At 73.6% G+C, this 20,612-nt stretch carries 18 protein-coding genes and 2 tRNA genes; 9 read left to right on the top strand and 11 right to left on the bottom strand.

Features of this window, described 5'->3' with window-relative positions; genetic code table 11:
• Positions 1-363 precede the first annotated feature (363 nt).
• The 4 genes from purD to ACFWOG_RS05640 all read left to right on the top strand — a co-directional run bounded on the left by purD (position 364) and on the right by ACFWOG_RS05640 (position 6,608).
• Complete coding sequence (gene purD / locus ACFWOG_RS05655; RefSeq protein ID WP_380355142.1) at positions 364-1,611, top strand: phosphoribosylamine--glycine ligase; 1,248 nt, start codon at positions 364-366, stop codon at positions 1,609-1,611.
• A gap of 653 nt (positions 1,612-2,264) precedes the next feature.
• Entirely contained in the window at positions 2,265-3,833 is a 1,569-nt protein-coding gene (locus ACFWOG_RS05650; RefSeq protein ID WP_329948359.1) for a hypothetical protein, read from the top strand.
• A 225-nt stretch (positions 3,834-4,058) separates the two neighbouring features.
• Complete coding sequence (locus ACFWOG_RS05645) at positions 4,059-5,600, top strand: N,N-dimethylformamidase beta subunit family domain-containing protein (protein ID WP_329884858.1); 1,542 nt, start codon at positions 4,059-4,061, stop codon at positions 5,598-5,600.
• Between the two features lie 108 nt (positions 5,601-5,708).
• On the top strand, positions 5,709-6,608 hold the full coding sequence (locus tag ACFWOG_RS05640) for a phosphoribosylaminoimidazolesuccinocarboxamide synthase (RefSeq protein ID WP_329948358.1): 900 nt from the start codon (positions 5,709-5,711) through the stop codon (positions 6,606-6,608).
• A gap of 99 nt (positions 6,609-6,707) precedes the next feature.
• On the opposite strand, the gene ACFWOG_RS05635 is transcribed toward ACFWOG_RS05640, so the two are convergent.
• The 7 genes from ACFWOG_RS05635 to ACFWOG_RS05605 all read right to left on the bottom strand — a co-directional run bounded on the left by ACFWOG_RS05635 (position 6,708) and on the right by ACFWOG_RS05605 (position 11,319).
• On the bottom strand, positions 6,708-7,328 hold the full coding sequence (locus tag ACFWOG_RS05635; protein WP_329884860.1) for a response regulator transcription factor: 621 nt from the start codon (positions 7,326-7,328) through the stop codon (positions 6,708-6,710).
• Between the two features lie 25 nt (positions 7,329-7,353).
• On the bottom strand, positions 7,354-8,577 hold the full coding sequence (locus ACFWOG_RS05630) for a histidine kinase (RefSeq protein ID WP_329948357.1): 1,224 nt from the start codon (positions 8,575-8,577) through the stop codon (positions 7,354-7,356).
• A gap of 92 nt (positions 8,578-8,669) precedes the next feature.
• A complete protein-coding gene (locus ACFWOG_RS05625) occupies positions 8,670-9,503 on the bottom strand; it encodes an ABC transporter permease (protein WP_329948356.1) in 834 nt (277 codons plus the stop codon).
• The gene (locus ACFWOG_RS05620) at positions 9,500-10,501 is read right to left on the bottom strand and encodes an ABC transporter ATP-binding protein (protein ID WP_329948355.1); all 1,002 of its coding nucleotides are present in this window, start codon (positions 10,499-10,501) and stop codon (positions 9,500-9,502) included. Before ACFWOG_RS05620 ends, ACFWOG_RS05625 begins: the two co-directional genes overlap by 4 nt.
• A 180-nt stretch (positions 10,502-10,681) precedes the next feature.
• Positions 10,682-10,757, bottom strand: a tRNA-Gly gene (locus ACFWOG_RS05615).
• A gap of 40 nt (positions 10,758-10,797) precedes the next feature.
• Positions 10,798-10,870: transfer RNA gene (locus tag ACFWOG_RS05610), tRNA-Gly, on the bottom strand.
• A 131-nt stretch (positions 10,871-11,001) separates the two neighbouring features.
• The gene (locus ACFWOG_RS05605; protein WP_030304494.1) at positions 11,002-11,319 is read right to left on the bottom strand and encodes an Lsr2 family protein; all 318 of its coding nucleotides are present in this window, start codon (positions 11,317-11,319) and stop codon (positions 11,002-11,004) included.
• Positions 11,320-11,785: 466 nt separating this feature from the next.
• Between ACFWOG_RS05605 and purS the strand changes: the two genes are divergently transcribed.
• From purS to ACFWOG_RS05585, 4 genes are all read left to right on the top strand, one after another.
• Positions 11,786-12,040, top strand: a complete 255-nt coding sequence (purS, locus tag ACFWOG_RS05600) for a phosphoribosylformylglycinamidine synthase subunit PurS (protein WP_329884864.1) — start codon at positions 11,786-11,788, stop codon at positions 12,038-12,040.
• A complete protein-coding gene (purQ, locus tag ACFWOG_RS05595) occupies positions 12,037-12,714 on the top strand; it encodes a phosphoribosylformylglycinamidine synthase subunit PurQ (protein ID WP_329948354.1) in 678 nt (225 codons plus the stop codon). Before purS ends, purQ begins: the two co-directional genes overlap by 4 nt.
• Positions 12,714-14,969, top strand: a complete 2,256-nt coding sequence (purL, locus tag ACFWOG_RS05590) for a phosphoribosylformylglycinamidine synthase subunit PurL (protein ID WP_329884866.1) — start codon at positions 12,714-12,716, stop codon at positions 14,967-14,969. Before purQ ends, purL begins: the two co-directional genes overlap by 1 nt.
• A 65-nt stretch (positions 14,970-15,034) precedes the next feature.
• Complete coding sequence (locus tag ACFWOG_RS05585; RefSeq protein ID WP_329948353.1) at positions 15,035-15,862, top strand: sterol carrier family protein; 828 nt, start codon at positions 15,035-15,037, stop codon at positions 15,860-15,862.
• A 76-nt stretch (positions 15,863-15,938) separates the two neighbouring features.
• Here ACFWOG_RS05585 and ACFWOG_RS05580 read toward each other — a convergent pair whose 3' ends face one another.
• From ACFWOG_RS05580 to fbaA, 4 genes are all read right to left on the bottom strand, one after another.
• Positions 15,939-16,706: a hypothetical protein gene (locus tag ACFWOG_RS05580; RefSeq protein WP_380355134.1), complete on the bottom strand. Its 768-nt coding sequence runs from the start codon at positions 16,704-16,706 to the stop codon at positions 15,939-15,941.
• 74 nt (positions 16,707-16,780) lie between these two features.
• Entirely contained in the window at positions 16,781-17,596 is an 816-nt protein-coding gene (locus ACFWOG_RS05575; protein WP_380355131.1) for a DUF3152 domain-containing protein, read from the bottom strand.
• Positions 17,597-17,952: 356 nt separating this feature from the next.
• Positions 17,953-18,366 carry a DUF3151 domain-containing protein gene (locus ACFWOG_RS05570; protein ID WP_329884870.1) on the bottom strand — a complete coding sequence of 138 codons (414 nt, stop codon included), beginning with the start codon at positions 18,364-18,366 and terminating at the stop codon, positions 17,953-17,955.
• 56 nt (positions 18,367-18,422) lie between these two features.
• Positions 18,423-19,445, bottom strand: coding sequence for a class II fructose-bisphosphate aldolase (gene fbaA, locus ACFWOG_RS05565; RefSeq protein WP_329884871.1), 1,023 nt, complete (start codon positions 19,443-19,445; stop codon positions 18,423-18,425).
• A 403-nt stretch (positions 19,446-19,848) separates the two neighbouring features.
• On the opposite strand from fbaA, the gene ACFWOG_RS05560 reads away from it, so the two are divergent.
• The gene (locus ACFWOG_RS05560) at positions 19,849-20,568 is read left to right on the top strand and encodes a VTT domain-containing protein (RefSeq protein ID WP_329948350.1); all 720 of its coding nucleotides are present in this window, start codon (positions 19,849-19,851) and stop codon (positions 20,566-20,568) included.
• The last annotated feature ends 44 nt before the right edge of the window (positions 20,569-20,612 follow it).

Raw genomic sequence — 20,612 nt, 5'->3', positions numbered from 1 at the left:
GGACACGTGCCGGGTCCGGGGCGGACGCGGATGCCCCGGGGCGGCGGTACCGGCTGCGGCCGGTAGTGGTCCAACAGCACTTCTTACCGCCAAATGGCTGACCGTGTGGCCGCTTCGCCAATGATCGTTACCGGATTCGGCCACCGGATCCCGAGGTGGGAGGGTTGCGGCGGTCGGCGAGATTTCACCCGTCCGAGCGAGGCCCCGGTGACCCGCTGTCCTGACCCGGGCACTGCGCGCCTACCGTCCGGCGCCGGGATCGGACGATCCTCCGGGGCCGTGCGTGTACCGGAGCCCTCCGTTCGTGGCTTCCGACGGGACCGGAGAGCGGCCCGAACCGGCCACCGGCTACCCTTGCGCAGCGTGAAGGTCCTCGTCATCGGCGGCGGCGCCCGCGAACACGCCCTGTGCCGCTCTCTGTCCCAAGATCCCGCCGTGACCGAGCTGCACTGTGCCCCGGGCAACGCCGGGATCGCGCAGGTGGCGACGGTCCACCCGGTCGACCAGCTGGACGGCGCGCAGGTCGCGGCGCTCGCCCGGCGGCTCGGCTCCGACCTGGTCGTGGTCGGCCCGGAGGCCCCGCTGGTCGCGGGCGTCTCCGACGCCGTGCGCGCGGCCGGCATCCCCGTCTTCGGCCCGTCCGGGGAGGCCGCCCTGCTGGAGGGGTCCAAGGCCTTCGCCAAGGACGTGATGGCCGGCGCCGGCGTGCCCACCGCCCGCTCCTACGTCTGCACCACCGCCGAGGAGGCGGCCGAGGCGCTGGACGCCTTCGGCCCGCCCTACGTGGTCAAGGACGACGGCCTGGCCGCCGGCAAGGGCGTCGTGGTCACCTCCGACCGCGAGGCCGCGCTGGCCCACGCCACCGCCTGCGATCGGGTGGTCATCGAGGAGTACCTGGACGGCCCCGAGGTCTCGCTCTTCGCGATCACCGACGGCACCACCGTGCTCCCGCTCCAGCCGGCCCAGGACTTCAAGCGCGCGCTGGACGGCGACGAGGGTCCGAACACCGGCGGCATGGGCGCCTACTCGCCGCTGCCGTGGGCCCCCGAGGGCCTGGTGGAGGAGGTCCTGGAGACCGTCCTGCAGCCGACCGTGGACGAGCTGCACCGCCGGGGCACCCCGTTCTCCGGCCTGCTCTACGCCGGCCTGGCGCTGACCTCGCGCGGCACCCGGGTGATCGAGTTCAACGCCCGCTTCGGCGACCCGGAGACCCAGGTCGTGCTGGCCCGGCTGCGGACCCCGCTGGCGGGCGTCCTGCACGCCTCGGCCACCGGCACGCTGGACCAGCTGGAGCCGCTGCGCTGGGACGAGGGCGCCGCGGTCACCGTGGTGATCGCCTCCGAGGGCTACCCGGCGGCGCCGCGCACCGGTGACCCGATCGAGGGTCTGGCCGAGGCGGAGGCCGCCGACGGCACCGCGTACGTGCTGCACGCGGGGACGAAGCTGGACGAGGACGGCCGGGTGCTCAGCGCCGGCGGCCGGGTCCTGTCGGTCACCGCCACCGGGACCGGCCTCGCCGAGGCGCGGGACCGGGCGTACCGGGCGCTCGACCGGATCTCCCTCAAGGGCGGCCAGCACCGGACCGACATCGCGCTGAAGGCGGCGGGCTGACGGCTCCCCCTCAGGCACCCCCGGGCCCCCGGCGAGCGATCGCCGGGGGCCCGGGCCGTTCCCGGCCGGCCGCCCCGCCCGCCGACCCGGGCCCGCGGGTCCCCGGCCCGTCGGCCGGCGGAGCGGGACGGCTGGGCCAGCGGGGCGGCGGGACAACCCCCATGGCCGCAGAGCGGACCGGCGTTTCGGGGGCGGGAGGGGCCGGAGCGGATCCGGGGCCGCCGCACCGTTCGGCGGCCGGAATCCAGCCCATCGAGTGACAGCGGCCGCATCCGGCTGACGCAGCCGGGCGCCCGGCCTTATGGTGCGCTGGATCGCAGCGCCCCGGGCCGCGCCGTTCCCGGCCGCCGCCGGGTAGCGGCGGTCCTGCGGGGGGATGCTGGACGGCGTCCGGCCGGGTCGGACGCCCGGGCCGCTTCGTGCGACGCCCGGGTGCGGTCGTCCGGAATTCGGACGGCGTCACCGGGACGAGTGGAAACCGGGGCGATCCGGAACACCCACCCGGACACGGGCGTCGAGAATGTCAGAAGCGCCACGCAGCATGCACTACCGGGGACCGGACGTCACCGTCCCCCGGTCGGAACTGATCGTTCGAGTCGGCTCGGACCCCCGTCACCGGGTGCCCGAGGGCTCCGAAGGGGGTGCCGCACCGTATGGCCGTTGTCGACACCGCGCGCGCTCATGCCCAGGCGGTCCTGCGGATCCGGGGTCTCGCCCTGGCCGCCGCCGCGCTGCCCGCCGCCGCTGCGGCGGTGCTGCTCGCAGGCCGGTTCACCGGCCGGCTCGGCGCCCCCGGTTCCCCGGACGCCGCCGGCTGGGACGCCGCCCGCTGGGTGCTCTGCGCGGTCGCCGCGCTCACCCTGCTGGTGGCCGGGCTGGCCGCCCGGACGTACCGCCGGGCCGTGCCGCCGCAGACCCCGGCCGTCCCGATCGCCCGGGGACAGGCCCCCGAGCTGTACCGGCTGATCGACGAGCTGGCCGACCGCCTGGAGGTCCCCGCGCCCTCCGCCATCGCGCTCACCCCGGACTGCGACAGCTGGCTGGAGGACGTCCCGCCGCCCCGCCCGGCCCGCCGGTCCCGCCGGGCCGACCACCACGAGCAGCCCGCGCCGGTCCTGGTGATCGGTTCGCCGTTCCTCTGGTGGATGCGGGCCGGCGAGCTGCGCGCCCTCCTCGCCCCGGTGGTGGCCGGCACCGCGGCCGCCGCCGACCCCGAGATCGCCGCGGCACGCCGCTTCCTGCGCGCCCTGGACGCCAGCCTGGACGCCGCCCCGGCCTCCGGTCTGGTCTGCGCCCCGCCCGAAGGCCCGCGGCCCGCCCGCCGGGGCCCGGCCGGGCTCACCGACCGGATCACCCGACGGCTGCTCGGCGCCTGCCGCGGGCACGCCGCCGAACTGGAACGCGCCGTCGCCGGCTGGGCGTCCGAGCAGGCCCGCGAAGTCGACTACGGCCTGCGGATCGCCGCCCAGGAGCAGGTCGGCCTCGCCTACGCGGGTTGGGACCGGCTGCTCACCCGGGTCGCGCTGCCCGCCTGGCGGCTGGGCCGCCACCCCGCGCACCTGAACGCGGGTGTGGTCGCCGCGCTGACCGAGCTGTCCCGGCGCGACCGGCTGGCCGACGGCTACAGCAGCCGGCTCGGCGACCGCCCCGCCTGCGACCTCCTGGAGGAGCCCGGCGCGGTGGACGCGGCGGTCTCCCGGCTCGCCGCCGAGCTGTTCTTCGGCCGGCCCGCCTCCGGCGCCTGGCGCGAGCTGGAGTGGGCCGACTACCCGGTCGAGGTGGTGGACGCCGGCTGGCGCGCCCGGGCCGCGGAGCTGCAGTCCGCGCTGGACCGGCTCGCCCCGCAGGCCCGCCCCGGCGCCCCGACGCTGACCCGCCTGCTGGTCCGGCTCGCGGAGGGCGACGGCGAGCGGCTGGCCGCCGCGCTCACCGCCCAGCTGGCCCGCACCACCGCACCCGCGCCGCTGCTCGAACCGGTCCGCTCCGGGCGGGACGTGCTGGTCGACCACGTCACGGCGATGGTCTGCTGCGCCTCCGTGGACACCGCCGGGGCCGTTCCCGGCCTGGACTGGCTGGACGGCCCGGTCCTGCAGCTCGGCGGGGTCCGCCGCACCGACCTCGCCGAGCCGGTCGCGCAGGCCGTCGAGCAGGGCCAGGACGGCCCGCTGCGGGCCTGGCTGGACGCCGCCGGCGTCCGGCTGGAGAAGCCCGTCCGGCTCTGACGACCGGCACTCGGGGGCGCGTGCTCCCGGAATGTGCGCCCCCGGAACGGCCGGCCGCCCCGGGTCTTCGCAGGCCGGAGGCCCTCCGGGGCCCGGGCCGGGAGATTCGTCACCACTAGTTGCTACCGTAGGGTGACGCAGCGCCAGCACTGTGTGGTGTATTAGACCGCACGCACATCCGGGAGGCACATGCCAACCGCGTAGGTGCACCTGGGAGGGGCGCGCGTGGGGACCGAACTCAACCGCCGCTGGGAGTCCGGGACGCACGCGCACAGCGTCTCCGATCCCTTCGGCCAGGGCCCGTTGCCCTGGCTGCGCAGCCCGGACCAGTACCTCGCGGGCGCCGAGGGCGCCGTCCCCTGGTACGTCTCGGTGGACGCCCCCGGACAGCGGCGGCTGTCCGCCGGCCTCCGGGGCAAGCCGCCGGTCGGCACCCCGCTCAGCTCCAACGACGAGGAGCAGCAGATCAAGGGCTTCGCCTCGGCCGGCGTGGTCCGCCCCGGCGGCTCCGTGGACTTCCGGGTCACCGTCAACCCGCCGCGCGAGTTCACCGTCGACGTCTACCGGATCGGCCACTACGCCGGCGACGGCGCCCACCACATGACGTCCAGCCCGCTGATCGCCGGCATGGTCCAGCCCGCCCCGCTGGTCGCCGGGAGGACCGTCTCCTGCCACCACTGGTGGCACACCTGGCGGCTGCAGATCCCGGCCCACTGGAGGCCCGGTGCCTACGTCGCCGTGCTGACCACCGCCGACATGCTGCACCGCAGCCACATCCCCTTCACCGTCCGGGACTTCGAGGACCAGGCGCGCGCCGCCGAGCTGCTGCTGGTGGTCCCCGACGTGACCTGGCAGGCGTACAACCTCTTTCCCGAGGACGGCCGCAGCGGCGCCAGCCTCTACCACGCCTGGGACGGCGGCGGCCGGCTGGTCGGCGAGCCCGAGGCGGCCGTCACCGTCTCCTTCGACCGCCCGCACGCCACCGCCGGACTGCCGCTGCACGTCGGCCACGCCTACGACTTCATCCGCTGGGCCGAGCGGTACGGCTACGACCTCTCCTACGCCACCGCCACCGACCTGCACGCGGGGCTGGTCGACCCCGCCCGGCACAAGGCGCTGGTCTTCCCCGGCCACGACGAGTACTGGTCCGAGCCGATGCGCCGGGCCGCCGAACGGGCCCGGGACGGCGGCACCTCGCTGGTCTTCCTGTCCGCCAACACCATGTACTGGCGGGTCGAGCTGAGCGCCGCGCCCTCCGGCGAGCCCAACCGGCTGCTCAACTGCCGCAAGCGCCAGAAGGTCCAGCCGGGCAGCCCCGCCACCGGCGCCCCCGGCGCCGCCAGCGCGCTCTGGCGCGACGCAGGCGAGCCCGAGCAGCACCTGCTCGGCCTGCAGTACTCCGGCCGGGTCGCCGCGCCCGTCCCGATGGTCGCCCGGCACACCGGCCACTGGCTCTGGGAGGGCACCGGCGTCCAGGAGGGCGACGAGCTGCCCGGTCTGGTGGCCGGCGAGGCCGACCGGTACTACCCGAAGGTCGCGCTGCCCGCCCACACCGACCGGGTGCTGCTCTCGCACTCCCCGTACCGGGACCTGGCCGGCCGCACCCGCTACCAGGAGACCTCGCTCTACCGGGCGCCCAGCGGCGCGTACGTCTTCGCCTCCGGGACCTTCGCCTGGTCGCCCGCGCTGGACCGCCCGGGCCTCACCGACGAGCGGATCCAGCGGGCCACCGCCAACCTGCTCGACCACCTCTGCAAGAACGGCTGAGCGGCCGACCCCTCCGGGGTCCGGGTGGGAGCCATGACAGACTCGACCCCAGTGACCTCCCCTTTCGCGCCCCACGCCCGCGAACGACCCCTGAGGACTGAGACGACCTTGAGCGGATTTGTCACCAAGCCCGAGCCGGTCCAGGTGCCCGGCCTGGTCCACCTGCACACCGGCAAGGTGCGCGACCTCTACCGGACCGAGTCCGGCGAGCTGGTGATGGTCGCCAGCGACCGCACCTCGGCCTACGACTGGGTGCTGCCCAACGAGATCCCGGACAAGGGCCGCATCCTGACCCAGCTCTCGCTGTGGTGGTTCGACCGGATCGCCGACCTGGTGCCCAACCACGTGATCTCCACCGAGGTCCCGGCCGGCGCCCCCGCCGACTGGAAGGGCCGCACGCTGGTCTGCCGCAGCCTCGACATGATCCCGGTCGAGTGCGTCGCCCGCGGCTACCTGGCCGGCTCCGGCCTGGAGGAGTACCGCGACTCCCGCACCGTCTGCGGCATCGCCCTGCCCGAGGGCCTGGAGGACGGCTCCGAGCTGCCCGCCCCGATCTACACCCCGGCGCTCAAGGCCGAGGTCGGCGAGCACGACGAGAACGTCCCGTACGAGGAGACCGCCCGCCGGATCGGCGCGGACCTGGCGGTGCAGCTGCGGCAGACCACCCTGGCCGTCTACTCCCGGGCCCGGGACATCGCGCGCGACCGCGGCATCATCCTGGCCGACACCAAGTTCGAGTTCGGCCTGCTGGACGGCGAGCTGGTGATCGGCGACGAGGTCCTCACCCCCGACTCCTCGCGGTTCTGGCCGGTCGACCAGTGGGAGCCGGGCCACGCCCAGCCCTCCTTCGACAAGCAGATCGTCCGCGACTGGCTGACCTCCCCGGCCTCCGGCTGGGACCGGAAGGGCGAGCAGCCGCCGCCGCAGCTGCCCGCCGAGGTCGTCGAGCGGGTCAGCGCCAAGTACGTCGAGGCCTACGAGCGGCTGACCGGTCTCAGCTGGGTCTGAGGCCACCGTCCGGGTCCGTCCGGGTCCGCCCGCCCGGGCGGACCCGGCGGCGTCCGCGGGCAGGGCGGGACGGGCAGGGCGGGGCGGGCCGGTTCCGGCTCAGATCCAGCCGTGCTCGCGGGCGATCCGCACCGCCGCGTGGCGGTTCTCCGCGCCCAGCTTGGCGGCCGCCGAGGAGAGGTAGTTGCGGACGGTGCCCTGGGAGAGCGACGCGCGCGCGGCGATCTCCGCGATCGAGGTGCCGTCGGCGGCCAGCTCCAGGACGTCCGTCTCGCGCGGCGTCAGCGGGGTCTCCCCGGCGGCGATCGCGTCCGCCGCCAGCTCCGGGTCCACGTACCGGCCGCCGGCCCGCACGGTGCGGATGATCCCGGCCAGGTCGGCCGCCGAGACGGTCTTCGGCAGGAAGCCCCGGATCCCGACCTCCAGCGCGCGCTTCAGGTAGCCCGGCCGGCCGTGGCCGGTGACGATCATGCAGCGGCAGTCCGGCAGCAGTGTGCGCAGCCGGGTGGCCACCTCGATGCCGTCCAGCCCGGGCATCTGCAGGTCCAGCACCGCGACGTCCGGCCGGTGCGCCTCGGCCATCGCCAGGGCCTCCGGGCCCGAGGCGGCCTGGGCGACCACCACGATGTCCTCCTCCAGCGCGAGCAGCGCGGCCAGCGCGCCCCGGATCAGGTGCTCGTCGTCGGCGAGCAGGACGCGGACGGGCGCGGAGTCGGTCATCGGGGGTGCCTTCCGGTGGAGCGGTTCAGATCGGGACGCTGGCGAGCAGCCGGAAGCTGCCCGGCGCGGCGACCGGCAGGGTCAGCTCGCCGTCGTGGACGGCGAGCCGCTCGCGCAGGCCGCCCAGCCCGGTACCGCCGCCCTGGGAGGGCAGCGGGACGGCCGGCACCCCGTCATTCTCCAGCTCCAGCAACGCCCGGTCGTCCTCCCGGCGGAGCCGGATCGAGCAGCGGGCCGCCTCGCTGTGCCGCAGCACGTTGGTGGTGGCCTCGCGGATCACCCAGCCGAGCACCGACTGGACCGGGGCCGGCAGCTCGTGGGCGTGCTCGCCGAGGTCGATCTCGCAGGCCACGTCGGCCGAGCGGAGCACCGCGCGGGCGCCGATCGCCTCCGCGTGCAGGTCCGCCGTGCGGTAGCCGCGGATCACGTCCCGGACCTCGCGCTGCGACTCCTGGGCGATCCGCTGCACCTCGGCCATCTGGTCGGCGGCCTCCGGCCGGCCGCGCCGGGCCAGTTGGAAGGCCAGCTCGCTCTTGAGCGCGATGGTGGTGAGGTTGCGGCCCATCACGTCGTGCAGGTCGCGGGAGAACCGCAGGCGCTCCTCGGCGACGGCCAGCTGCGCCTGGGCCTCGCGGGCCGAGTCCAGCTCCCAGACCACCGACTGGAGCCAGGCGAAGCTGCGGCAGCTGCAGCCCATGAAGGTCATGGCGGACGCGGTGAACACCAGCATCCCGCAGGTGGTCGCGAGGTCCACGCCGGCCAGCATGATCGCGGGGGCGACGGCCAGCAGCGCCCCGAGTCCGGCGAGGGCCGCCGTGCGCGGCGCCAGCCCCACGGCGGCCGGACCGAAGGAGGAGAAGAGCATGGCGATCACGATCGAGGCGGTGAACGGCGCGCCGTCCGGGCCGTCGCCGGTCCGGGGGCCGATCAGCATGACCGCCCAGGAGCCGGCCACCGCGACGGCTCCGGTGATCAGGAGCCAGCGGGGGTGGTCCGCGGGCCGCTTCAGGTAGTGGTCCAGCGAGGTGCGGTAGGCGCGCAGGGTGACCAGGACCAGGGCGAGGCCCACGACCAGGCTGACCCGGACGGAGGCCGGGTAGTGCCGGGTCTCCGGGGCGGAGGTGCTGCTCAGCAGGGCGGCCGGCAGCGGGGCGAGCGCCATCAGGTAGAGCGACCAGCGGAGGTAGAGCTCGGAGCGCTGGGGCTTGCTGAAGCCTCGCCACCTGCGCACCGGATTCACGACACCCATCTGCTCCGCTCCCCGTCCGGCCATGATCGTGCTGCTGCCTTCCTATCAGAGGTGCAGCGGGGTGCGGGCCACCGGTTCCCGGTCCGGGCCGGTCAGCGGCGCGGCTCCCAGCGGAAGTACCGGACGGCGCCCCAGGCCGCGAGGGCCAGCCAGACGGCGCCGGTGACCAGGTGCGGCGCGGCGGTGGACCAGGTGCCGGCGAAGCCGGTGGCGTCGGCCGAGCCGTCGGTGCCGAACCAGCCGACCCGGATCAGCTGGAACGCCGGGGTGGTGGGCAGCAGGCGGCAGAAGTCGGCGAGCCGGTCCGGCATGACCTCCAGCGGGTAGAACAGGCCGGAGCCGAACTGGGAGATCAGCAGGACCGGCATGGTGGTGATGCCGGCGCTCTCGACGGTCCTGGTGAAGGCGCTGGAGACGGCGGCCAGGGCCATCAGGGTGCCGACGGCCATGACCAGGCCGACGATCAGCAGCAGCGGGTTGACCGGCGCGGTCAGGTTCAGGACCGAGGCCCCCGCGATGCCGATCACGGCGCACATCAGCAGGGCCAGGGCCACGGAGGGGACGGCGGTGCCGGCCAGGATCTCGATGTCCCGGGCCTCGCCGGTGCGCAGCCGCTTGAGCACCAGCTCGCCGCGGCGGGCCACGTAGGCGGCGGTCAGGTTGTAGTAGACGACGAAGGCCAGCACCATCCCGACGGCGCCGTTGACCAGCAGGGAGTCGACGTCGAGGCCGGGGGTGGTCTCGGCCTGCTGGTCGAGCACGCTCTTCAGCCCGCCGATGAGCAGCAGCGGCAGCAGCAGGGCGGTGAACAGGGCGGTCCGGTTGCGCAGCAGCAGGATGCCCTCGGCCCGGCCGAGGGCCAGCAGCCGACGGGCGGTGGTGCTCCGGGGACCGGCGGTGGTGGCGGAGGCGGTGGCGGTGGTCATCGGGCGAGTCCGATCAGGCGGCGGCGGGCGGTGGGAGCGGCGGGGGTCCCGGCCGGGGGCCGGTCGGCGGCCTCGGAGGCGATGGCCAGGAAGGCCTCCTCCAGGGAGGCGCTGCGGGCGTCGAGCGCGCCGAGTTCGACGCCGTGGTGGGCGGCCCAGCCGAGCAGGTCGGTGAGGGTGGCCTGGAGCCGCGGGGTCTGGACGGTGATCTTCCGGCCGTCGGCGGTCACCGTGGCGCCGGCCAGCGGCGGCAGCGAGGTGCCGGTGAACTCGGGGAGCTCGAAGGAGATCCGGGACGGCCGGCCGGCGATCACCTCGGCCACCGTGCCGGTGGTGACGACCCGGCCGCCGTGCATGATGGCCAGCCGGTCGGCGAGCTCCTCGGCCTCCTCCAGGTAGTGCGTGGTGAGCAGCACCGTGGTGCCCTGGGCGCGCAGCTCGCGGACCAGCCGCCAGACGGCGACGCGGGCCTCCGGGTCGAGGCCGGTGCTCGGCTCGTCCAGGAAGAGCACCTCGGGCCGGCCGAGCAGGGCCATCGCCAGGTCGAGCCGGCGGCGCTCGCCGCCGGAGAGCTGCTTGACCCGGACGTTGCGGCGGTGGGTGAGGTCGACCAGGTCCAGTGCCTCGTCGAGCGGGCGGGCGTTGCTGGTCATCCCGGCCCACGCACGGCCGGTCTCGGCGACGGTGAGCTCGCCGGGGAAACCGCCCTCCTGGAGCATGATGCCGATGCGCGGCCGGACGGCGCTGCGCTCGCCGTGCGGGTCGTGGCCGAGGACGCGGACCCGTCCCTCGCTCGGGGCGGTGAGGCCCTCGATCAGCTCCATGGTGGAGGTCTTGCCGGCCCCGTTGGTGCCCAGCAGGGCGAACAGCTCGCCGCGGCCGACGGTCAGGTCGACGCCGCGGACCGCGTGGTAGCGGGTGGTGCCGGTGCCGTAGTGACGGTGCAGGTCGGTGACCTCGATCACGTGGTCGCCGTGGAGGGGCTGGCTGGTTTCCATGTCCCAAGCCTCCCGTCGCCGGGGCACCGCGGACAGTGCGCGGCCTCACGGGAACGGGGTGCGGATCCACGGGTCGGCCATGACATATGTCACCGGTCGGTGGGCCCGGGTGCTGCGGGCGGTCGCCGGCGAATGCCGGAAACGCCGAAGGGCCCTCTCGACCGAGAGGACCCTTCGTCATGGAGCGGACGACGAGATTCGAACTCGCGACCCTCACCTTGGCAAGGTGATGCTCTACCAACTGAGCCACGTCCGCAGGATAAAGATATGAAGTTGTGCTGTGCTCGCGCACTGCGAGCGGACGACGAGATTCGAACTCGCGACCCTCACCTTGGCAAGGTGATGCTCTACCAACTGAGCCACGTCCGCACGGTACCTGGTGGGGCACCTTCCGCCTCTTCGGATCTCTCCGTTGCGGCGACGAGGAATACTCTACAGCATCCGTCGGGGTGGTCGCCCCACCCTTTGGGTTTGGGCGGGACGACCGGGTACCGCGGTGGTCAGTTCGCCTCGGCGAACGCCTCGTAGACGTGCTTGGGGATGCGGCCGCGGGCGGGCAGCTCCATGCCGCGGGACTGGGCCCAGGCACGCACGGCGGCGGGGTCCGGGGTGAGCGCGGTGCGCCGGAAGGACTTCCCGGTGCGGCTCTGGCGGCGGCCGGCCGCGACGAACGGAGCGAGGGCCTCCCGCAGCTTTTCCGCGTTGTCCACGGACAAATCGATCTCGTACGACTTCCCGTCGACGCCGAAGTGGACGGTTTCCGCGGCTGCGCCGCCGTCCAGGTCGTCGGAGAGCGTGACAACTACACGCTGAGCCATGGGTGTCAATCCTCTCGGGCAATTCGGCCGACCGGGCGCGGGTGCGCTCCGGGGCCTGATGTGCACCCCTCGCGCAAGCGCATACGGGCAGGCCCGATGGCATGCCGGATACGCAGCACTTGCCGCGGCAGGTGGCCCTATTCTGCACCCGAAGCGGGGAGAAATCGAAGAGTCCGGCTTTCTTTTCCGGATATTCACGTGTCTTCGCCGCCGCGTCGGATACCCGGGCACGCGGTTGGGGGATCTGTCCCGGAGTGGCGGTATTCGGGTGCTCTTCGGGTGTTCTCGCTGGGGTCCGGGAATCCGGCGAAATGGGACGGTGTGCGGGGGGCGCCCGGCGTCCGGAGCCCTTGTGACGTAAGGGTCTCGGGTCTACGCGCGTCGCGCCGCCCGGCCAGCAATCCCGCCCGAAACCCCCGGTAGTCTGGAGTTCCCCCGCCTCACGAAGACACCACCGGGAGTGCCAGTGGCACGCGTCGTAGTCGACGTCATGCTCAAGCCGGAGATCCTCGACCCCCAGGGACAGGCGGTGCAGCGTGCGCTGCCCCGTCTCGGATTCACCGGGATCGCCGACGTCCGCCAGGGCAAGCGCTTCGAGCTGGAGCTGGAGGGCCCGGTCGACGACGCCGTGCTCGCCCGTATCCGCGAAGCCGCCGAGACCTTTCTCGCCAACACCGTGATCGAGGACTTCACCGTCCGCGTCGAGGAGGAGGCGAAGTGACCACCCGCGTCGGCGTCGTCACTTTCCCCGGCTCGCTCGACGATCGCGACGCCCGTCGTGCGGTCCGCCTGGCCGGCGCCGAGCCGGTCGCCCTCTGGCACCGTGACAAGGATCTCCACCAGGTCGACGCGGTCGTCCTGCCGGGCGGATTCAGTTACGGCGACTATCTGCGCTGCGGCGCCATCTCCCGCTTCTCGCCGGTGATGGACACCGTCATCGAGCAGGCGAAGCTGGGAATGCCGGTTCTCGGTATCTGCAACGGCTTCCAGGTGCTCTGTGAATCGCACCTGCTGCCGGGCGCCCTCACCCGCAACGACTCGCTGCACTTCGTCTGCCGCGACCAGAAGCTGCGGATCGAGAACAACGGCACTGCCTGGACCCGGGATTACGCGGTCGGTCAGGAAATCGTCGTGCCGCTGAAGAACGGCGAGGGCCGCTTCGTCGCCGACGAGCGCGTCCTCGACGAACTGGAGGCGGAGGGCCGTGTGGTCGCCCGTTACCTGGACGTCAACCCCAACGGTTCGTACCGCGACATCGCGGGCATCACCAACGCCGCCGGCAATGTCGTCGGCCTGATGCCGCACCCCGAGCACGCCGTGGAGCCGCTCACCGGTCCCACCACCGAGGGCCTGGGCTTCTTCACTTCCGTCCTGAAGCAGCTGGTGAACGCCTGATGAGCCTCGACACCGTCAAGAACGCCGAGCAGACCCCGGACGCCGGCCAGCCCTGGGCCGAACTCGGCCTCAAGAAGGACGAGTACGCGCGGATCCGGGAGATTCTGGGCCGCCGTCCGACCGGCGCGGAACTCGCCATGTACTCGGTCATGTGGTCCGAGCACTGTTCGTACAAGAGCTCCAAGGTCCACCTGAAGCAGTTCGGCGAGAAGAAGCCGGAGACCGACGCGATGCTCGTCGGCATCGGCGAGAACGCCGGTGTGGTCGACGTCGGCCAGGGTTACGCGGTCACCTTCAAGGTCGAGTCGCACAACCACCCGTCGTACATCGAGCCCTACCAGGGCGCGGCCACCGGCATCGGCGGCATCGTCCGCGACATCCTGGCGATGGGCGCCCGCCCGGTCGCCGTGATGGACCCGCTGCGGTTCGGCGCGGCCGACCACCCGGACACCCGGCGCGTGCTGCCCGGCATCGTCGCGGGCATCGGCGGCTACGGCAACTGCCTGGGCCTGCCGAACATCGGCGGCGAGGTCGTCTTCGACTCCTGCTACCAGGGCAACCCGCTGGTCAACGCCCTGTGCGTGGGCGTCATGAAGCACGAGGACATCCACCTCGCGCAGGCCACCGGCGCCGGCAACAAGGTCATCCTGTACGGGGCCCGGACCGGCGGCGACGGCATCGGCGGTGTCTCGGTGCTCGCCTCCGAGACCTTCGACGCCACCGGCCCGGCCAAGCGCCCGGCCGTCCAGGTCGGCGACCCGTTCCAGGAGAAGCTCCTCATCGAGTGCACCCTGGAGATCTTCCGGGAGAAGCTCGTCAAGGGCATCCAGGACCTCGGCGGCGCCGGCCTGTCCTGCGCCACCAGCGAGTTGGCCTCGGCCGGCTCCGGCGGCATGCGGATCGAGCTCGACACCGTGCCGCTGCGCGACCACACGCTCTCGCCCGAGGAGATCCTCATGAGCGAGTCGCAGGAGCGCATGTGCGCCATCGTCGAGCCCGACAAGGTCGACCGCTTCCTGGAGATCTGCGAGAAGTGGGACGTCATCGCCACCGTCATCGGTGAGGTGACCGAGGGCGAGCGCCTGGAGATCTTCTGGCACGGTGACCTGGTCGTCGACGTGCCGCCGCGCACCGTCGCCCACGAGGGCCCGACCTACGAGCGCCCCTACGCCCGCCCGAGCTGGCAGGACGCGCTGCAGGCCGACGCCCCGACCGCCGAGCGGCTGGCCCGCCCGACCACCGGCGAGGGCCTCAAGGCCGACCTGCTCAAGCTCGCCGGTCACCCGAACCAGGCCTCCAAGTCCTGGATCACCGACCAGTACGACCGCTACGTGCTCGGCAACACCGTGCTCTCGGTCGGCGAGGACTCGGGCATGATCCGGATCGACGAGGAGACCAACCTCGGCGTCTCGGTCGCCACCGACGGCAACGGCCGCTACACCAAGCTGGACCCGTACACCGGTGCCCAGCTGGCCCTCGCCGAGGCGTACCGCAACGTCGCGGCCGGCGGCGCCAAGCCGCTCGCGGTCTCCGACTGCCTCAACTTCGGCTCCCCCGAGGACCCGGACGTGATGTGGCAGTTCGCCGAGGCCACCCGCGGCCTGGCCGACGCCTGCCTGACGCTCGGCACCCCGGTCACCGGCGGCAACGTCTCGCTCTACAACCAGACCGGCGAGGTCGCCATCCACCCGACCCCGGTGGTCGCGGTGCTCGGTGTCATCGACGACGTCACCCGCCGCACCCCGGTGGCCTTCGCCGAGGAGGGGCAGCTGCTCTACCTGCTCGGCGACACCGAGGACGAGCTGGGCGGCTCGGCCTGGTCGCAGGCGGTCCACGACCACCTGGGCGGTCTGCCGCCCAAGGTCGACCTGGAGCGCGAGCGCCTGCTCGGCGACATCCTGATCGCCGCCTCGCGCGACGGCATGATCGACGCCGCGCACGACCTCTCCGACGGCGGCCTCGGCCAGGCCCTGGTGGAGAGCTGCCTCAAGGGCGGCCACGGCGCGCGGATCATCGTGCCCGAGGGCCAGGACCCGTTCGTGTTCCTGTTCTCCGAGTCGGCCGGCCGCGCGGTCGTCGCGGTGCCGCGCAGCGAGGAGCTCCGGTTCAACGACATGTGCACCGCGCGCGGTCTGCCGGCCACCCGGGTCGGCGTGGTCGACGGCGACGTGCTGGACGTGCAGGGCCTGTTCACCGTCTCGCTGGCCGAGCTGAAGGACGTCCACACCGGCGTCATCGAGGCTCTGCTCGCCTGACCGGGCTGTGCTGAGGGGCGGACGGTTCTGCGGAACCGTCCCCCCCCCGGCGTATGTTGGGGCGCATGCCTGCCAAGTCCCGTACGTACCAGCACTCCAAGGTCAGCGCCGCGCTGGCCGAGCAGACCGTCGCGCTGCGCGACGCCGTCCGGGAGTTCTGCGCCCGCCCGGACGCGGCGGAGCTGCTCGCCCGGCCCACCCGGCTGGGGGAGTGGCGGGTGCGCGAGCTGGTCGCGCACCTCGCCGTCCAGATCGACTGGGTACCCGCGCACCTCGGCGACCCGCTGGAGGGCCGTCCGCCGCTCGACCTGCTGGCGTGGGTCGCCCGGGTCGGCACGGTCGCGCCGCTGCTCGACGGGCAGGCGCGGGAGAAGGCCGCGGGCGAGTTCGGCGGTGAGCCGGCCTCCGTGGCGGAAGCCTTCGCGCGGGCCGCGGACGGGCTCGTCGACGCACTGGACGGGGAGGACACCCGGATCCCGGGCCGGCGGTTCGAGATCCGGCTCGGCTCGATGACGCTCACCGACATGCTGGTGACCCGGCTGGTCGAGACGGTCGTGCACGCCGACGACCTGGCCGACGCGCTCGGCCGGGCGGACTTCCCGCACGCCCGGCAGGCGGTCGCCGCCGTCACCCGGCTGCTGGCCGACGCCTTCGCCGACCAGGCACCCGGCGGTGCCGTCGAGCTGCGGATCCCGCCGTACGCGGTGGTGCAGGCCGTCGAGGGGCCGCGGCACACCCGGGGCACCCCGCCGAACGTGGTCGAGACCGATCCGCTCACCTGGATCCGGCTGGCCACCGGCCGGACCGGCTGGGCGGACGCGGTGGAGGCCGCCGCGGTGTCGGCCGGCGGCGAGCGCAGCGACCTGCGCGGTCACCTGCCGGTCCTGGGCTGAGCCCGCCGGCCCGCGGCAGCCGGCATGCGGTCGGGCGGCGGCGGCCGGGTGATGGGCGGAGCCGGTCGACGGTCGGTCAGGGACGCAGTTGCGCGGCGAGCCGTTCGGTGGCCCTGCGCAGCGGTTCGCCGGTCAGGGCGGGCTCGGTCGGGGCCTCGCCGGTGGTCTGGGTGAGGGTCAGCGCGAGGTCCCCCTTGCCGCGGACGGCCGGTCGGGAGACGCCCACCAGACCCCCGCCCGGGGTGACCTTGGTCTGGCCGGTGGCGGGCTGCCGGTCGGCGAAGTCCTGGAGCTGGTCCACACCGAGGTTCCCGAACCGCTGGATGTGCGGGAGCATCAGGCTGATCGCCGGGCCGTGCTCCGCGAGGGCCAGCAGGTCGACCCGGACCGGAGTGGCGCCGGCCGTGAAGTGGCAGGTCACCCATGCCCTTGCGGGCGTGGCCGGGATCGAGGGTATCCCCGCGGGCGGGGTGGCCCCGGAGGGCCAGGGCTGGGCCGGGACCTCCGCCTCGACCTCGGTCTCGGCCGTCAGGTGCCCCTTGGCCCCGGCGGTGACCGGGAGGTCCACCCCGGCCCCCTTGAGGGCCGCCGCGAGGTCCAGGCCGAACGGGCAGGGGCCGGACTCCGACAGGTCCTGGGCGGTCGACCGGGCCTGGTCGTAGGAGAGCCGGCCCGCGCCGGCCGCGCCGGTGCCGCCGCCGTCGGAGCCGCAGGCGGCCGTGCCGAGCAGGAGTCCGGCGGTGCCCGCGAGGGCGAGCAGCCGGTGGCGGGAGGGGGCGGGGCGCGCAGCCGCGGAACGGGCGGTCGCGAGGCGGTCGTCGGTCGGGGCGGTTGCGCTGATCATGGCGCCAGCCTACGGCCGGAGCCGTTCCGGCCGTACGCCGAACGTGTCTCAACTCCGTCCCGTTCCAGGCAGGTTCAGGAGACTGCGGGACCGCCCAGGTAGGTGCCCTCGGGGCTGTACGGCCAGGCGTTGGGCACGCAGCCCTTGAGGCCGTAGATCTGCTGCATCATGGCCGGCGCGGGCTTTCCCTGGCCCGGGCAGGTCTCGTGGCCGTGGCCGATCCGGTGGCCGACCTCGTGGTTGACGATCAGTGCCCGGTACTCGTCGATCGGGCCGCTGAACTGGGGGGACCCGATCGTCCAGCGCTTGACGTTGACCAGCACCTGGTTGCCGACGTTGCAGTTCACCTCGCCGCGGGTGTCCAGTCCGGCGGCGCCGCAGATCCTGTCGACGGTGGCGGGTGAGGCGATCTTCACGGTGAAGTCGTAGGCGCCGCCGGACACCAGTTGAAAGCCGTTCCTGCGGTCGTTGGTCCAGCCGCGCTTGTCGGCGAGGATCGCCTGGACCTGTGCGGCGGCGGCCGGCGGATCGATGCCGATGCCGTCCTCGACCTCGACCCGGTAGCGGCGGACGGTGCCCTTGCCGACCGGGGCGGCGGAGCCCTGGGCGACGGTGAAGGTACCCGTGCCCTTGAAGCCGGGGTCCGGCGTGGTCGGTTCCGGTGTGGGTGTGGGTGTGGGTGCGGCGGTCGGCGTCGGGGTGGGCGTCGGGGTGGGCGCGACGGGGGCGGCTGCCGGGGCCGCCGGAGGGGTCGGGGCGGGGGCGTTGCCGTCGGCCGGGGCCACCCGGCCCTGGGCGGTCCGGTCGGCGCCGGGCAGGGCGTCGGGGCGCTTCAGGACGAACAGCGTGCCGCCGAGTATCGCCACCGCGGCCACCAGGGCCGCGACCATGCCGGGCCCGAGCCGCCGGCGGGGCCTGCTGCGGCGGCGCGAGGACGACCGGGGGCGGGGAGCCGTGCCGCGCCGTGCGGTGCCGGGCCCGGAGGTACGGGCGCGGGCCCGACGTGCACCGTTCGTGCCGGAACCACGGGGGCGGTCGCCGCGGGGGGCGGGGCTGGCTGCTGGCACGGTGGAGCTTCCTGTCGACCCGTGGGGCCGCGGAACCTCGAACCGATGCGCCCCCCTCGCCCGCCCACCCTGACACGGTGGACCGACGGGTGTCCACGTTCCGGGTGGGCGGAGCGGACGAAACCGCCCCTGCCGCCCGTCCGGGCAGCAGGGGCGGTCGTCCGGCGCGTCGGGTGTCGTCAGCCGAGCGTGGCGGCGGCGGTCGGCGAGCTGTCCCGGAGGAACTGCAGGCAGCGCTCCGCCTCCTCCTTCTCCTCGATCGCGCCGGCGGCCCGCCCGAGCGCGTGCAGCGCCCGCAGGAAGCCGCGGTTCGGCTCGTGCTCCCACGGCACCGGGCCGTGGCCCTTCCAGCCGGCCCGGCGCAGCGCGTCCAGCCCGCGGTGGTAGCCGGTACGGGCGTACGCGTAGGACTCGACGGTGCGGCCGGCGGCGTAGGCGTCGTCGGCGAGCTGGGCCCAGGCGAGGGAGGAGGTCGGGTACTTCGCCGCGACCTCGGCCGGGGAGGCGCCGCCGGCCAGCAGCTCCAGCGGAGCGGGCTCGGCGGGCAGGTGGGTCGGAGGCGGACCCCCGAGGAGGTCCTTGTGAATGGTCATGCCCCCCAGTGAACCACTGGGGGGCATGACCGCAGACCCTGCCGTCGGGCGGGACCCTACTTCAGGCGGTTGCCGGCCGAGCGCAGCTGCTTGGCGGCCTCCAGCACGCGGGCGGCCATGCCCGCCTCGGCGAGCTTGCCCCAGGTGCGGGGGTCGTAGGTGTTCTTCTTGCCGACCTCGCCGTCGACCTTCAGGACACCGTCGTAGTTGCGGAACACGTGGTCCACGACCGGGCGGGTGAAGGCGTACTGGGTGTCGGTGTCCAGGTTCATCTTCACGACACCGTTCTCCAGCGCGGTGGCGATCTCCTCGGTGGTCGAGCCGGAGCCGCCGTGGAAGACGAAGTCGAACGGGTCGTTCTTGCCGTACTGCTTGCCGATCGCGTCCTGCAGCTCGCGCAGCAGCTCCGGCTTCAGCACCACGTTGCCCGGCTTGTAGACGCCGTGCACGTTGCCGAACGAGGCCGCCAGCAGGTAGCGGCCCTTCTCGCCCAGGCCCAGCGCCTCGGCGGTGCGGACGGCGTCGTTGACGGTGGTGTACAGCTCGTCGTTGATCTCGTGGGTGACGCCGTCCTCCTCGCCGCCGGTCGGGGTGATCTCGACCTCAAGGATGATCTTGGCGGCGGCGGCCTGGGCGAGCAGCTCCTGGGCGATCGCCAGGTTGTCGGCCAGGGTCTCGGCCGAGCCGTCCCACATGTGCGACTGGAAGAGCGGGTTCCGGCCCTGGGCCACGCGCTCGGCGGAGACCGCCAGCAGCGGCCGGACGTAGCCGTCCAGCTTGTCCTTCGGGCAGTGGTCGGTGTGCAGCGCGACGGTGATGTCGTACTTGGCGGCGACGATGTGCGCGAACTCGGCGAGCGCGACGGCGCCGGTCACCATGTCCTTGTTGTGCTGGCCGCCCAGGAACTCCGCACCACCGGTCGAGATCTGGATGATGCCGTCACTCTCGGCCTCGGCGAAGCCGCGCAGCGCGGCGTGCAGGGTCTGCGACGAGGTCACGTTGATCGCCGGGTAGGCGAACTTTCCCGCCTTGGCCCGGTCCAGCATCTCGTTGTAGACCTCGGGAGTTGCGATGGGCATGCGAATCCGCTCCTGTCGGGTTTTGCGGCGTACGGACGGTGCTGTCCGACGCTGTGTACGCCTGGTGACGACTCCGGGGTACCAGGGCCGATGCGCGGCTCTGCGGTGCGGCCTGCCGGTACCAAGGTTCGAGGCAACCGCCGCGGGTCGGCCATGAGGGTGGTGCCACCGCGGACCGGGCGCCCGTGCCATCTTCCCAGAACGCCCACCGGCTCCACCATGTGGCCCGCCAGTCGGGACGGCGGGCCTCCCCGGGCGCTCCCCGGGGAGGCCCGGGGAGCGCCCGCCGGGGTGTCCCGCAGGGGTGTGCGGCGGGCGCGGAGCGGCATGCGACGAAGGGATGAGGGCCCGCTCAGCCCCGGGCGCGAAGCTTTGGTAAAGACAAGCCCGCTATTCTGCGCCCGTGGACTACAACCAGCTGGCCGTCAATCTGCTCGACGCCAAATCACTGATCTCGTCCCTCGGTGCCATCGGGCTGATCGCGATCATCTTCGCGGAGACCGGCCTCCTGGTCGGGTTCTTCTTCCCGGGTGACTCGCTGCTCATCATCGCGGGTGTCGCCGCCTCGGACGCCGCTTCGTCGGTCCTCGGCGAAGGCACCCGGCTGCCGATCGCGACTCTCCTGATCGGGGCCCCGATCGCCGCCATCGTCGGCGCCCAGCTCGGGCACCAGATCGGGGTGAAGGTCGGGCCGAAGATGTTCGACAAGCCCGAGTCGAAGATCTTCCGCCGCGAGTACGTGCTGAAGGCCGAGGAGTACTTCAACAAGTTCGGGCCGGGCAAGGCCGTCGTGCTCGCCCGCTTCATGCCGATCGTCCGGACCTTCCTGAACCCCGTCGCGGGCACCCTGGAGATGCCGGCGAAGACCTTCTTCCTCTGGAACGTCATCGGCGGCGTGCTCTGGACCGAGTCGATGCTGCTGATCGGCTACTTCTTCGGCGACGCGCTCGCCCCGGTGATCGACAAGTACCTGATCCCGGCGGTGCTGCTGATCGTGCTGCTCTCCGTCTCGCCGATCCTCATCGAGATCGTGCGCGAGCGCCGGAAGAAGAAGGCCGGCGGCGCCGCGGCCGAGGACGACGAGGCCGTCCAGGCCGGCGGCGGACGGCACCGGCGCGGCTGAGGCCCGAGAGCGACGAACGGCCGGGGCCCGGTCCTGTTTCACGT

The sequence above is a fragment of the Kitasatospora sp. NPDC058406 genome (assembly GCF_042722765.1).
GTDB lineage: Bacteria > Actinomycetota > Actinomycetes > Streptomycetales > Streptomycetaceae > Kitasatospora.
The sequence above is the reverse complement of the archived record's forward strand: the minus strand, read 5'-3'. Positions and strand labels throughout refer to the sequence as shown.

Bases quoted from the DNA above. Each gene is read 5' to 3' on its own strand.
- ACFWOG_RS05650 (WP_329948359.1), top strand. From the start codon at position 2,265: ATGGCCGTTGTCGACACCGCGCGCGCTCATGCCCAGGCGGTCCTGCGG.
- ACFWOG_RS05635 (WP_329884860.1), bottom strand. From the start codon at position 7,328: ATGACCGACTCCGCGCCCGTCCGCGTCCTGCTCGCCGACGACGAGCAC.
- ACFWOG_RS05630 (WP_329948357.1), bottom strand. From the start codon at position 8,577: ATGGGTGTCGTGAATCCGGTGCGCAGGTGGCGAGGCTTCAGCAAGCCC.
- ACFWOG_RS05625 (WP_329948356.1), bottom strand. From the start codon at position 9,503: ATGACCACCGCCACCGCCTCCGCCACCACCGCCGGTCCCCGGAGCACC.
- ACFWOG_RS05620 (WP_329948355.1), bottom strand. From the start codon at position 10,501: ATGGAAACCAGCCAGCCCCTCCACGGCGACCACGTGATCGAGGTCACC.
- ACFWOG_RS05605 (WP_030304494.1), bottom strand. From the start codon at position 11,319: ATGGCTCAGCGTGTAGTTGTCACGCTCTCCGACGACCTGGACGGCGGC.
- purL (WP_329884866.1), top strand. From the start codon at position 12,714: ATGAGCCTCGACACCGTCAAGAACGCCGAGCAGACCCCGGACGCCGGC.
- ACFWOG_RS05585 (WP_329948353.1), top strand. From the start codon at position 15,035: ATGCCTGCCAAGTCCCGTACGTACCAGCACTCCAAGGTCAGCGCCGCG.
- ACFWOG_RS05580 (WP_380355134.1), bottom strand. From the start codon at position 16,706: ATGATCAGCGCAACCGCCCCGACCGACGACCGCCTCGCGACCGCCCGT.
- ACFWOG_RS05575 (WP_380355131.1), bottom strand. From the start codon at position 17,596: ATGGTCGCGGCCCTGGTGGCCGCGGTGGCGATACTCGGCGGCACGCTG.
- ACFWOG_RS05570 (WP_329884870.1), bottom strand. From the start codon at position 18,366: ATGACCATTCACAAGGACCTCCTCGGGGGTCCGCCTCCGACCCACCTG.
- fbaA (WP_329884871.1), bottom strand. From the start codon at position 19,445: ATGCCCATCGCAACTCCCGAGGTCTACAACGAGATGCTGGACCGGGCC.